Here is a 12,432-nt window from a genome sequence, read left to right as displayed (position 1 = left end):
CCCCTGGGCATGCTTGCGCCCGAACATCTGACACTCTTGAAGGCGTGAATCCGTCCACTGCACAAGCCACAGCCGTCGTCGACGAACTGGTTCGTGGTGGCGTGCGTGAAGTCGTGCTGTGTCCAGGCTCTCGCAACGCGCCCCTCGCATTTGCCCTCCAGGCCGCCGACCTCGACGGCCGGTTGCGTCTGCACATGCGGATCGACGAGCGGACAGCAGGCTTTCTGGCACTCGGACTGGCAATCGCCGGGAAACGACCGGTCCCCATCGTGATGACTTCCGGGACCGCCGTCGCGAATCTCGGACCCGCTGTCCTCGAGGCCAACTACGCGCGAGTGCCGCTGGTGGTCCTGAGCGCCAACCGGCCGTACGAGATGCTCGGCACCGGCGCCAACCAGACCGTCGAGCAGCTCGGGCTCTTCGGCAGTCAAGTCCGCGCAACCATCAGCCTGGGCCTGGCGGAGGACGATTCGACGCAGAACAGCCAGTGGCGCTCGGCGGTCTGCCGGGTCCTCGCCGCTGCCCGCGGAACCCGATCCGGAAACGCGGGTCCGGTGCATTTCGACATTCCACTTCGTGAGCCGCTGGTGCCGGACGTGCACGTGCAGGGGCCGGTCCCGGAGGGCCGTCCCGGCGGTGCGGCCTGGACCACCACCCAGAATGCGACGCTCGACGTTCCCGTCGATCTGGACCTCACCGCAGATACGGTGGTCATTTCCGGACACGGTAGTGCGCTTCGGCCTGAGCTGGCCGGCCTGCCGACCGTGGCCGAGCCGACGGCTCCGATGCACGGGATCGCACTGCATCCACTCGCGCTCTCGCAACTCAAGCCCAAGCAGGCGATCATCACCGGCCGCCCGACGTTGCATCGTCAGGTCTCGAAGGTGCTGGCCGACCCGGGCGTCGACGTCTACGCGCTGACTACCGGGCCGCGCTGGCCGGACGTATCCGGCAACGTACTCGCCACCGGAACCAGAGCAGTGGTCACCGGGACTCCCGATCCCGCCTGGATCGCTCGATGCGCCGCGCTGACCGAGCACGCCGAAACTGCCGTCCGCAAGCAACTCGACGCCCACCCCAAGGCCACCGGCCTGCACGTGGCAGCTGCTGTGATGGATGCTCTCGCGGACGGCGACCAGCTTCTGCTCGGCGCATCCAACCCTGTTCGCGACGCGGCCCTCGTGAGCTATCCCAAGCCCGCCGTACGGGTGCTGTCGAATCGCGGCGTCGCAGGTATCGACGGCACCGTCTCGGCGGCGGTCGGTGCTGCGTTGGCGTACGAGGGCGGCCGGACCGTCGCTCTCATGGGCGACCTGACCTTCCTGCACGACGCGTCCGGGCTGCTGATCGGGACCGGTGAGCCGAGGCCGAGCGACCTCACCATCGTCGTCGCCAACGACGACGGCGGCGGTATCTTCGAGCTCCTCGAACAAGGCGACCCGCAGTACGCCGGCGTCTTCGAGCGAGTGTTCGGAACACCACACGGCATGGACCTGGCTGCGCTGTGCGCGGCCTACCGCGTGCCGCACGCAGCGGTCACCGTCGACGCCCTGGCAACGACGCTGGCGCAACCGGCCAACGGCATTCGTGTGCTCGAGGTCGCGACGGATCGCAGTGGGCTGCGCGAACTCCACGCTTCCGTGCGGGCACAGCTGTGACGCAAACAGTTCTGCGTCGCCTCCGCATCGGTGTGCTGGTGGTTGCGGTCGGCATTTCCGTGCTCGCGGTGATTCTGGTTCTCGGTGCCTGGCGCAACGATCGGACCATCGAATCGAACATGGGGACCGCAACCGCCGAGGTGCTCTCGGCAGGCTCGCTACGTTCGGCGATCAGCTTCGTGACACCGGACGGCGCCAACCACAACCCTGAACTCGGCGTGCTCTACCCCACCAATCTGACTGTGGGACAACGCATCGAGGTGGAGTACTCCAAAGCCGACCCTGATTTGGTCCGGGTAGCGGGACGCAACGCGACGGTGGCGCTGATCCCGGCAGGATCGGTGATCGTCGTGACGTGGCTCCTGGCTGGACCGTCGATCTGGTACCTGCGCAAGCGGGAAGCGCAGGCGGCAAGTTCGGCGCCGGTCGCCTCGAGTTAGTTCGCGCTTCGCCCGAACTTCACACGAACATGACGTGGACTTTTCCTGGCCCTGTCACCGTTCTCGGTGTGAGAGTAGCCATCGTTGCGGAGTCATTCCTGCCCAACATGAACGGCGTCACCAACTCGGTACTACGCGTGCTCGAACACCTCGATCGCACTGGCCACGACGCCATGGTCATTGCGCCGGACACCGTCGGATCCGACACCTCTGCCGCCACCGAACACGAAGGCGTTCAGGTGGTTCGGGTGCCAGCCGTCATGGTGCCCAAAGTCAGTTCACTTCCCGTCGGCCTGCCGCAACCACGATTGACCACGGCCGTGCGGACCTTCGCGCCCGACGTCGTCCATCTGGCGTCACCGTTCCTGCTCGGCGCCGGGGGAGTGGCCGTCGCCAAGCGGCTCGGGATCCCGACCGTCGCGGTCTACCAGACCGACGTCGCCGGATTTGCCGAAAGCTACGGTCTCGGCGTCACCAGCCGCGCCGCATGGGCGTGGACCCGTCGAATCCACAAGAGCTGCAACAGGACACTCGCGCCCTCCACGTCGGCAGTCGACGCCCTCGAAGAGCACGGCATTCCGCGCGTGCACCGATGGGCCCGCGGCGTCGACGCACAACGATTCGCGCCTTCGCGTCGTAGCTCGGTGTTGCGGCAGTCCTGGATCGGCGACAGCGACCGGTTGGTGGTCGGCTTCGTCGGTCGCCTCGCGCCCGAAAAGCACGTCGAACGATTGGCGGCCCTGGCCGGCGATCCCAGTGTGCAGATCGTCGTCGTCGGAGACGGCCCGGACCGCGAGAACCTACGACGACTGATGCCGGACGCGATCTTCACCGGACAACTCGGCGGTACCGCGCTGGCCGACGCCTATGCGAGCCTGGACGTATTCGTTCACCCCGGCGAGCACGAGACCTTCTGCCAGGCGGTTCAGGAAGCCCTCGCGAGTGGTGTGCCTGTCGTCGGACCGGACGCCGGCGGACCGCGTGACCTGATCTCGCATTGCCGCAACGGCTACCTCCTGCCGACGGACAGGTTCACCGAACTCCTGCCAAGCGCCGTCGACGCACTTCGTCAGCGTGATCTGCGGGTGCAGTTCGGCTCCGCGGCGAGGCGCTCGGTGCTGCACCGGACCTGGCCGGCAATCTGCGAAGAGTTGCTCCGTCACTACGAGGACGTGCAGGGCCTCGGGCGGCGAACGGGTGCCAGAGCAGCCTGAACGCCCTCGCTGCCCGAGGGTTGGTAGCGTTTCGGGTGTGGCCACTACACACGGAACCCGAGCAACTCTCGAGAAGCAACCGCACGAAGTCGCGTCGATGTTCGACGACGTCGCGGAGCGATACGACCTCACCAACACCGTGCTGTCCTTCGGCCAGGACAAGGGTTGGCGCAAGGCCACCCGCGAAGCCCTCGATCTGAAGCCGGGCGAGAAGGTGCTCGACCTCGCCGCCGGAACCGGAGTCTCGACCGTCGAACTGGGGCGCTCCGGTGCCTGGTGCGTCGCCACCGACTTCTCCAAGGGCATGCTCAAGGCCGGAATCTCGCGCAAAGTTCCGATGGTCGCAGGTGACGCGATGTACCTGCCCTATGCCGACAACGTGTTCGACGCCGCGACGATTTCCTTCGGTCTGCGCAACGTCTCCGACTTCGAAGCCGGACTGCGTGAGATCGCCCGCGTCACCAAGCCGGGCGGACGTCTCGTCGTCAGCGAGTTCTCGACGCCCGTCTTCGGGCCCTTCCGCACGGTCTACATGGAATACCTCATGAAGGCGCTCCCTCGGGTTGCACGCACCGTCAGCAGCAACCCCGACGCCTACGTCTACCTCGCCGAATCGATCCGCGCCTGGCCGACCCAGGAAGAGTTGGCCCGCAAGATCGAGGCTGCCGGGTGGAAGAACGTCAAGTGGCGCAACCTCACCGGCGGCATCGTGGCGCTGCATTACGCCACTGCCTGAACTGCTGTGCGCCTTTATCAACCCCCGGCGGTTAATAAAGGCGCACAGCACTTGCTCAACCGAACAACGGTCGGGAGTCGATCTTTCTCGACGCGGCCCCCGACGCACGCCATGCCTTCGCCGTCAGATCGACGTCGGCGTCGGTGACGAGGTTCCCCATCACCCGAACGGCGACCGTCATCAGTGCCCGTGAGCGCATCGCGATCGGACCCGACGCGGGCAGGAACTGCGGAACCGTCAGCAGGCCTGCGAGCCGGCGCGCGACCGAGAACGCCTGCCCGTAGTGCTCCCGAAGCACGGTCGGCCACAGCTCCGTCAGATCGTCGGCGCCGAGCTGTTCGACCACCAGACGTCCGCCTTCGAGGCCGTAGTCGATGCCCTCACCGTTGAGCGGGTTCACACACGCTGCGGCGTCGCCGATCACGGCCCAGTTGCGTCCGGCGATGTTGGAAACGGCTCCACCCATGGGTAGCAAAGCCGAAGCGACGGAATGTATTTCGCTGCTCCACTGCCACTCGCTTCGGCGCTGATCGGTGTAGAGGTCCAGCAAGGGTCGCAAGGCACCTGGTGCCGGGCGCTTGGACGTCGCCAGTGTCCCGACGCCGATGTTCACCTCGCCGGTACCGAGCGGGAAGATCCAGCCGTACCCCGCCTGCAACGTGCCCTCCGCGTCCCGCAGTTCCAGATGCGAGGTGATCCACGGGTCGGCGCTGCGCGGCGTCGCGACGTAAGCGCGTGCCGCGACGCCGTACGCGGTGTCCCGGTGCCACTGCCGTCCCAGCTTCTTGCCGAGCGTCGAGCGAACGCCGTCGGCGATGATCAGCGTCCGGCAACGAAGAGCGCTGCGTCCCGAGGGGCCGGCGAGTACGACGGCGGCTACTCGATCACCGTCGAGTTCGACGTCGACGGCCTTGGTGCCCTCGACCATGACCGCGCCCGATTCGACGGCGCACCGGCGAATGGCGTCGTCGAGTTCGGTGCGGGGGATGGCGCTGCCGATCGGCGGGAACGACGTCCCCGGCCACTCGAGTTCGAGTTCTTGTCCGAAGCCGGACAACCGCAGGCCCTTGTTCGTCGTATGTGACCGAACCCACTCGCCGAGGCCGAGGAGATCCAGTTCGGCCACGGCGCGCGGAGTGAGTCCATCACCACAAGTCTTGTCTCGCGGGAAGACGGCAGCGTCCACGAGGACGACGTCTCGGCCGCTGCGGGCGGCCCATGCAGCGGCCGAAGAACCCGCGGGACCTGCGCCGATGACCACAATGTCGGTTTCGTTCGGAAGCGAATCGACGACGGGGGACTGCTCTTCTACGGACACACTCACATCTTCCCAGGCTCGCGATCGCCACCGTGGCGAGGCCGTCCCGAGTGCGAACCGCTAGGTTCACTACCGTGGGAACCGAGCCGTCACTGACGACAGGAATGGGTACTGACATCGTGAGCACCGAAAAGACTGCTGCCGACGCAACCGCATCGAGCACCGTCGTTGCAGGCATCGACCTGGGCGACGAACAGCTCGCCGCAGTAGTGCGTGGTGGACTCTCCGATGTCGAGGAGTTGTTGGTCAGCGAGCTGTCCGACGGAGAAGACTTCCTCACCGAGGCCGCGCTGCATCTCGCGCGAGCTGGTGGAAAGCGCTTCCGTCCGTTGTTCACGATCCTGACCGCGCAACTCGGACCGGTGCCGAACGATCCGTCGATCATCACCGCAGCGACTGTCACCGAACTCGTTCACCTGGCGACGCTCTATCACGACGACGTCATGGACGAGGCGTCCATGCGGCGCGGAGCACCCAGCGCCAACGCCCGCTGGGGAAACAGTGTGGCGATCCTGGCCGGCGACTATCTGTTCGCGCACGCATCACGACTGGTGTCGACGCTCGGACCTGAGGCCGTTCGGATCATCGCCGAAACATTCGCCGAACTGGTCACCGGCCAGATGCGCGAGACGATCGGTGTCAAGAAGGAGCAGGATCCGGTCGAGCACTACCTCAAGGTCGTGTGGGAGAAGACCGGTTCGCTGATCGCTGCTTCGGGACGCTTCGGCGGCACCTTCTCCGGCGCCGACGCAGCTCACATCGAGCGCCTCGAGCGCCTGGGTGATGCCGTCGGCACCGCGTTCCAGATCTCCGACGACATCATCGACATCTCGTCCGTATCGGCGCAGTCCGGCAAGACGCCCGGCACCGACCTGCGCGAGGGTGTCCACACCCTGCCCGTCCTGTACGCGTTCCGCGAAGAAGGGGCCGACGCAGATCGCCTGCGGGAGCTGCTCGCGGGCCCGGTTACCGAAGATGCCCTGGTAGAAGAAGCTCTCGAACTGCTCGAGCGTTCGCCGGGCATGGTCAAGGCGAAGGCAAAGCTGGGCGAGTATGCCGTCGCGGCGAAAGCTCAGTTGGCTGAGCTCCCGCAGGGACCGGCCAACGAAGCGCTCGTGCGTCTCGTCGATTACACGATCGAACGAGTCGGCTGACACCTCGGCGAATCGGGGCCACCGGGTGGAAACCCCGACAGTCACTGGGTGGGAACCCTGATGACCCTGTCCTTCGTTGACTGAACAGAACCGGTGCATACACCGGGGAGTTCGGGTGAGCCTTCGGCTCCAGCGAGGCAAGAGGTGAGCGGTTTGCACGGCTACGCGAACGGTGCGAAGACATTCGGCTTGTTGGTGGGGATGTCGGCGCTGATCGTCTTCATCGGCTCGCTGTTCAACAGCCCGTTCCTTCTGTGGGGATCCGTTCTGTTTGCCGTCGGCATGAATGCCTACGTGTACTTCAACAGCGACAAGCTGGCGCTTCGATCGATGCGCGCCCAGCCCATCACCGAGGTCGAGGCACCGGCGATCTACCGGATCGTGCGCGAACTCGCCACTACGGCGCACCAACCGATGCCCAGGCTGTACATCAGCCCCACGAACGCCCCGAACGCGTTTGCCACCGGTCGTAGCCCTCGGCACGCCGCGGTGTGCGTGACCAGCGGCATCATGCAGATCCTGAACGAACGCGAACTGCGTGCCGTGCTCGGGCACGAACTCTCCCACGTCTACAACCGGGACATTTTGATCTCGTCCGTGGCCGGCGCGATGGCCAGCGTCATCTCTGGCCTGGCCAACTTCGCGATGTACGCGAGCATCTTCGGCGGCCGAGGGAACGGGCAGGGAAGCAATCCGATCGCGCTGCTGCTCGTCTCCCTACTGGGTCCGATCGCGGCAACCGTGGTCAAGCTGGCCGTCTCGCGCTCTCGCGAGTACCAGGCGGATCAATCGGGAGCCGAGCTCACCGGTGACCCGCTGGCGTTGGCGTCGGCGCTGCGCAAGCTCGAGTCGGGCGTTGCAGCCGCGCCGTTGCCGCCTGAGCCCAAGCTCGCGGCGCAGTCCCACCTGATGATCGCCAACCCCTTCAGAGCGGGGGACAAGGTCAGCAAGCTGTTCTCGACGCATCCGCCCATGGCGGACCGGATCGAGCGTTTGGAGAAGATGGCGGGGATGTAGGGGCCTTCGGCCCCTGTGAGCCTTTCTGGTCGTCGGAACTACCAAAAAGGCGCACAGGGGCGCAGCCCCTGCTACCGGTAGTTCACGAACTGCAGGGCGATCCCGAAGTCCTCACCCTTGAGCAGGGAGATGACGCCCTGGAGGTCGTCGCGCTTCTTGCTGCTCACACGAAGTTCCTCACCCTGGATCTGCGCCTTGACGCCCTTGGGGCCCTCGTCGCGAATCTTCTTGGTGATCTTCTTCGCGTTCTCGCTGCTGATGCCCTGGACCAAGGTTCCGGACAGCTTGTAGATCTTTCCGGACTGCGCCGGCTCGCCGGCATCGAATGCCTTCAGCGAGATGTCGCGACGGATCAACTTCTCCTTGAACACGTCGAGGGCGGCCAGCAGTCGCTCCTCGGTGTCGGCGTTCAACGTGATCGTCTCTTCACCAGACCACTCGATCGACGCTCCCGTGTTTCGGAAGTCGAAACGCGTGGTCAACTCCTTGGCAGCCTGATGCAGGGCGTTGTCCACCTCTTGACGGTCAACCTTGCTCACCACGTCGAAGGACGAATCAGCCACTTCACACTCCCGCTTTCCGGTAGTTCACGAACATCGAGTTCCGCCCACCTTCCATACCGGTGGACACCTCGACGTTATCGGGTCGGCACCGCCCGTTACCACCCGGTTTGCAAAATGGGGGTGTGTTCGTTGTATTCTTCTCACCGCACCGAGGAAGCCGTTTTCGGCCGCCGCACGTCGCGATATACTTGCGAATGCGCCGGATCGAAGCCTGGTGCAAGCACGGCAGATTGCCCGAGCGGCCAATGGGAGCGGACTGTAAATCCGTCGGCTTATGCCTACGTAGGTTCGAATCCTACATCTGCCACACCAAGTCAGCCCCGATTCTCTTTACGAGAGTCGGGGCTGACTTTTTTGTGCTTGTTCCGAGGTCGGGTGGGCGTTGGTGACGCCGGCGTCGGCTGCGGCTCAGGGGCCTCGGGAGTGCTTCTGGGGATGCCTTCGGGGGAGTGCGGGGTCAAGTTGGTTCACGCAAAGCCCTCGCCAGCGGCCCCGATCGGTGCAACAATGGGCTCCGGCACCATTTTTGCCCCGATGACCAGCGGATTTGGTGCTGGCGCTCGTTCGTGTGTAATCTTTCGGAGGCTTCAAGAGAGCGGCAACGCGCTCCTGAGCCACGCCCCCTTAGCTCAGTCGGTAGAGCGTTTCCATGGTAAGGAAAAGGTCAACGGTTCGATTCCGTTAGGGGGCTCGCTGGATTGTGGTGCCGTGCTTTCCGCGCGACACTCGACACCGAGGCGGTGTAGCTCAGTTGGTAGAGCAAACGACTCATAATCGTTGCGTCGCCGGTTCAAGTCCGGTCACCGCTACACAATATGCATGATCCACCCTGATTGCTCGTAATCAGATACACCCGAAAGAAGGCATCCCGTGGCCTCCTCGACCGACGTTCGGCCCAAGATCACCTTGGCCTGCGAGGTATGCAAGCACCGCAACTACATCACCAAGAAGAATCGGCGCAACGACCCCGATCGCCTGGAGCTCAAGAAGTTCTGCCCCAACTGCGGAACCCACCAGTCGCATCGCGAGTCGAAGTAGTAAGTCCTTAACAGGACGACGATTTTCGCGGAAGACCCTCTCTGGGCCTGCGTCTTCGGGTCCTAGCTAGAAGAGAGTCTCACCGCGTGACAGATTTGCAAGAGAACCAGGCAGCGGCCGAGGTCCCTACGGACCCGGCCGCTCATGCCGTCCAGATGGTCGGTCACCACTATCGTGTCGAAGACTTCTACGAGGTCGGACGCGAGAAGGTGCGCGAGTTCGCTCGCGCCGTCCAGGACGCCCATCCCGCGCACTACGACGAGTCGGCAGCCAAGGGCCTCGGATACGACGGCCTGATCGCTCCCATCACGTTCGTCGCCATCGTGGGTGCCATTGCTCAGCGACGTCTGTTCGAAGAGATCGTCACAGGCTACGACTTGAGTCAGATTCTTCAGACCGATCAGCGCTTGGTGCTGCACAAGCCCATGCAGGTCGGTGACCGACTCTTCAGCGACGTCTTCCTGGATTCGTTCAGGCAGGCCGCAGGTAGCGACATCATCGTGACCAAGAACATCATCACCGATCAGAACGACGAAGCCGTCGTCACCACGTGGACGACGCTTGTTGCTCGAACGGGTGGGGAAGTGGACGAGAACATCGCCCACGCAGTCAAGGACGTGATGATGCATGTCGCTTCGTAAATTTTCCGACGTGAGTGTCGGCGAACTTCTCCCCGAGAAGTCCGTCACCCTGACGCGTGGAAACCTCGCCAACTACGCGGGTGTTTCGGGAGATCCCAATCCGATTCACTTCAGTGACGAGGTCGCACGACTTGCCGGCTTGCCGGACGTCGTCGCGCACGGCATGCTCTCCATGGGCATCGGTGCCGGCTACGTCACCGAATGGCTGGGAGATCCGGGCGCAGTGACCGAGTACAACGTACGGTTCACGAGCCCGGTGATCGTGGCAGCCGACAAGGCTGCCGAGATCGAGTTCACCGCCAAGGTGAAGTCGATCGACGAAGAAAGCAAGACCGCAGTACTGGCAATTGTGGCCAAGTCCGAAGGTAAGAAGATCTTCGGTCGTGCCACTGCCACGGTCCGTCTAGCCTGATCGCAGGGCGGATTGTGTTTGTTCCGGGGCTTTGAAGTACACTGAGATTTCTGGGATTCCTCAGCGCTGCGCGCTGCCCTGAATGTTGCAAGACATTCACCTCGGGTAGCGCGTATGTTGTGTGATCGCAGAACGGTTGATTCAGGCAGGGTCTACCTGTCGAGGTCAACCAAAGGGGCGTAGCTCAACTGGCAGAGCAGCGGTCTCCAAAACCGCAGGTTGCAGGTTCAAGTCCTGTCGCCCCTGCCCCCGGATGCCAGCGACTGAGAGGAACGACGTGAGCGAGGAGCGCGCCAAGCGCGACGCCGACACTTCGGATGCGGAGACTTCACTGTCTGCCGATTCGACCGGTGTCGACGACACTGCAGCTGACGCGACTACGCGTTCCGATCTTTCGTTGGACAAGGACGGTGCCGAAAAGGCTCCCTCCGCATCCAGTGGGGTTTCCAACAAGCCGACCGGCAAGCGCGCTGCACGCGGCGCCTCGGTCAGCGCGTCCACCGTGAAGACTCCGGCCCGGACGGCATCCCGGACATCTTCGGCCAAGCCGACTGCAACGAACCCCGGCAAGAAGCCCAAGGCGAAGAAGGACAACATCTTCAAGCGCCTGCGCAAATTCTTCCGCGAGGTCATCGCAGAACTCCGTAAGGTCATCTGGCCGAACCGCAAGCAGATGATCACCTACACCAGCGTCGTGCTGACGTTCGTGGTCTTCATGGTCGCTTTCATCAGCGGCGTCGATATCGCTGTGATCAAGGGTGTCACCTGGCTGTTCGGCTGATCGCCGTAGCAGTCGGGCGTCTTTGCCTGCGAGCGCGACAAGACCCGACCCGGGTCCGAGTAACGAGAGGAAGCGAGTGCCCCAGTGAGCACCCCCGAGAACGACACGAATGAGGCTTTGGCCGAAGAGCGTGTTTCTGCCGAGGCGGCAGCCGAAGTAGACGTCGTGGTTGCCGAAGGCACCGATGCAGACGTTGCCGAAGGCACTGATGCAGACGCTGCAGCGACCGAGGACGTCATCTCCGACGATGCCGAGAACTCCGACGAGGCCGCTCCCGCCGCCGAGCTCGAGGTCGAGGATCCCGTTGCCGAACTCAAGGCTGCGCTGCGCCGCGCCCCGGGTGACTGGTACGTCATCCACTCGTACGCCGGTTACGAGAACAAGGTCAAGACCAACCTCGAGACTCGCGTTCAGAACCTCGATGTCGGCGACTACATCTTCCAGGTGGAAGTTCCCACCGAAGAGGTCACCGAGATCAAGAACGGCCAGCGCAAGCAGGTCAACCGCAAGGTTCTGCCCGGATACATCCTCGTTCGCATGGAGCTCAACGACGAGTCGTGGGGCGCCGTGCGCAACACGCCTGGTGTCACCGGTTTTGTCGGTGCCACGTCGCGTCCCTCGCCGCTGACCCTCAACGAGGTCGTCAAGTTCCTGCTCCCGCAGCAGGAGCAGAAGAAGCAGCAGGCTGCAGCGGCCGCCGTCGCAGCAGGCGAGGCACCGTCCGAGTCCTTCGGCAAGCCCCTCATCGAGGTCGACTTCGAGGTCGGCGAGTCGGTCACCGTCATGGACGGCCCGTTCGCAACCCTTCCGGCCAGCATCAGCGAGGTCAACGGCGAGCAGCAGAAGCTCAAGGTTCTCGTGTCGATCTTCGGTCGTGAAACCCCGGTTGAGCTCAACTTCAACCAGGTCGCGAAGATCTGACCACCCCAAAACTTGCAATTTGTTCGACGCAAGACACACACCCAAGCTAGAAACTAGGAACTAGAGATGCCCCCAAAGAAGAAGAAGCTCGCCGGGCTCATCAAGCTGCAGATCCAGGCAGGTCAGGCTAACCCTGCACCTCCCGTGGGTCCCGCGCTCGGTCAGCACGGCGTGAACATCATGGAGTTCTGCAAGGCCTACAACGCGGCGACTGAGTCCCAGCGCGGCAACGTTGTGCCGGTCGAGATCTCGGTCTACGAAGACCGGACCTTCGATTTCAAGCTGAAGACCCCTCCCGCCGCCAAGCTGCTCCTCAAGGCAGCCGGCGTCGCCAAGGGCTCCGGCGAACCGCACAAGACCAAGGTTGCCTCGGTGACCATGGATCAGGTGCGCGAAATCGCGAAGACCAAGGCTGAAGACCTCAATGCCAATGACATCGAGCAGGCCGCGAAGATCATCGCCGGCACCGCTCGTTCCATGGGCATCACGGTCCAGGGCTGATAGTCCGCTCCACAGCATTACGTGGGAGGGCCGGCCAG

14 protein-coding genes and 4 tRNA genes are annotated in these 12,432 nt (G+C 63.9%); 16 read left to right on the top strand and 2 right to left on the bottom strand.

All coding sequences use genetic code 11. The annotated features are described in order from the left end of the window. Positions 1–44: 44 nt before the first annotated feature. The 4 genes from menD to ACN50D_RS15500 all read left to right on the top strand — a co-directional run bounded on the left by menD (position 45) and on the right by ACN50D_RS15500 (position 4,048). The gene (gene menD / locus ACN50D_RS15515; protein ID WP_003942063.1) at positions 45–1,658 is read left to right on the top strand and encodes a 2-succinyl-5-enolpyruvyl-6-hydroxy-3-cyclohexene-1-carboxylic-acid synthase; all 1,614 of its coding nucleotides are present in this window, start codon (positions 45–47) and stop codon (positions 1,656–1,658) included. Continuing rightward, positions 1,655–2,098, top strand: a complete 444-nt coding sequence (locus ACN50D_RS15510) for a DUF3592 domain-containing protein (protein ID WP_007728471.1) — start codon at positions 1,655–1,657, stop codon at positions 2,096–2,098. The genes menD and ACN50D_RS15510 overlap by 4 nt, the downstream gene beginning before the upstream one ends. Before the next feature lie 68 nt (positions 2,099–2,166). Then, positions 2,167–3,312: a glycosyltransferase family 4 protein gene (locus tag ACN50D_RS15505; RefSeq protein WP_197523597.1), complete on the top strand. Its 1,146-nt coding sequence runs from the start codon at positions 2,167–2,169 to the stop codon at positions 3,310–3,312. Between the two features lie 37 nt (positions 3,313–3,349). Then, the gene (locus tag ACN50D_RS15500) at positions 3,350–4,048 is read left to right on the top strand and encodes a demethylmenaquinone methyltransferase (RefSeq protein ID WP_042925614.1); all 699 of its coding nucleotides are present in this window, start codon (positions 3,350–3,352) and stop codon (positions 4,046–4,048) included. Between the two features lie 55 nt (positions 4,049–4,103). Here ACN50D_RS15500 and ACN50D_RS15495 read toward each other — a convergent pair whose 3' ends face one another. After that, complete coding sequence (locus ACN50D_RS15495) at positions 4,104–5,366, bottom strand: geranylgeranyl reductase family protein (protein WP_372450153.1); 1,263 nt, start codon at positions 5,364–5,366, stop codon at positions 4,104–4,106. A gap of 104 nt (positions 5,367–5,470) precedes the next feature. On the opposite strand from ACN50D_RS15495, the gene ACN50D_RS15490 reads away from it, so the two are divergent. Both ACN50D_RS15490 and htpX read left to right on the top strand, forming a co-directional pair. Further along, complete coding sequence (locus ACN50D_RS15490; RefSeq protein WP_037129929.1) at positions 5,471–6,520, top strand: polyprenyl synthetase family protein; 1,050 nt, start codon at positions 5,471–5,473, stop codon at positions 6,518–6,520. A 153-nt stretch (positions 6,521–6,673) separates the two neighbouring features. Next, positions 6,674–7,537: a zinc metalloprotease HtpX gene (htpX, locus tag ACN50D_RS15485; RefSeq protein ID WP_029254860.1), complete on the top strand. Its 864-nt coding sequence runs from the start codon at positions 6,674–6,676 to the stop codon at positions 7,535–7,537. 71 nt (positions 7,538–7,608) lie between these two features. Here the strand turns inward: htpX and ACN50D_RS15480 are convergent, their stop codons facing one another. After that, positions 7,609–8,100: a YajQ family cyclic di-GMP-binding protein gene (locus ACN50D_RS15480; protein ID WP_003941854.1), complete on the bottom strand. Its 492-nt coding sequence runs from the start codon at positions 8,098–8,100 to the stop codon at positions 7,609–7,611. 224 nt (positions 8,101–8,324) lie between these two features. Between ACN50D_RS15480 and ACN50D_RS15475 the strand changes: the two genes are divergently transcribed. The 10 genes from ACN50D_RS15475 (at position 8,325) to rplK (ending at position 12,394) form a co-directional block, all read left to right on the top strand. Further along, positions 8,325–8,407 (top strand) — tRNA-Tyr (locus ACN50D_RS15475). Between the two features lie 311 nt (positions 8,408–8,718). Then, positions 8,719–8,791: transfer RNA gene (locus ACN50D_RS15470), tRNA-Thr, on the top strand. Positions 8,792–8,836: 45 nt separating this feature from the next. Next, a tRNA-Met gene (locus tag ACN50D_RS15465) sits at positions 8,837–8,909 on the top strand. A 61-nt stretch (positions 8,910–8,970) separates the two neighbouring features. Then, positions 8,971–9,138 (top strand): 50S ribosomal protein L33, encoded by a 168-nt coding sequence (rpmG, locus tag ACN50D_RS15460; RefSeq protein WP_003941903.1) that lies wholly within the window; start codon positions 8,971–8,973, stop codon positions 9,136–9,138. Positions 9,139–9,224: 86 nt separating this feature from the next. Further along, positions 9,225–9,779, top strand: a complete 555-nt coding sequence (hadA, locus tag ACN50D_RS15455) for a (3R)-hydroxyacyl-ACP dehydratase subunit HadA (protein WP_212633896.1) — start codon at positions 9,225–9,227, stop codon at positions 9,777–9,779. Beyond that, positions 9,766–10,191, top strand: coding sequence for a (3R)-hydroxyacyl-ACP dehydratase subunit HadB (hadB, locus tag ACN50D_RS15450; RefSeq protein WP_003941909.1), 426 nt, complete (start codon positions 9,766–9,768; stop codon positions 10,189–10,191). Before hadA ends, hadB begins: the two co-directional genes overlap by 14 nt. A 173-nt stretch (positions 10,192–10,364) precedes the next feature. After that, positions 10,365–10,437 (top strand) — tRNA-Trp (locus tag ACN50D_RS15445). A gap of 31 nt (positions 10,438–10,468) precedes the next feature. Next, positions 10,469–10,972, top strand: coding sequence for a preprotein translocase subunit SecE (gene secE / locus ACN50D_RS15440; protein WP_064113968.1), 504 nt, complete (start codon positions 10,469–10,471; stop codon positions 10,970–10,972). Between the two features lie 84 nt (positions 10,973–11,056). After that, a complete protein-coding gene (nusG, locus tag ACN50D_RS15435; protein ID WP_003942049.1) occupies positions 11,057–11,893 on the top strand; it encodes a transcription termination/antitermination protein NusG in 837 nt (278 codons plus the stop codon). Positions 11,894–11,959: 66 nt separating this feature from the next. Continuing rightward, entirely contained in the window at positions 11,960–12,394 is a 435-nt protein-coding gene (gene rplK / locus ACN50D_RS15430) for a 50S ribosomal protein L11 (protein ID WP_003941896.1), read from the top strand. The last annotated feature ends 38 nt before the right edge of the window (positions 12,395–12,432 follow it).

The organism is Rhodococcus sp. SB1D (genome assembly GCF_048573875.1).
Classification (GTDB): Bacteria; Actinomycetota; Actinomycetes; order Mycobacteriales; family Mycobacteriaceae; genus Rhodococcus_F; species Rhodococcus_F qingshengii.
The sequence above is the reverse complement of the archived record's forward strand: the minus strand, read 5'-3'. Positions and strand labels throughout refer to the sequence as shown.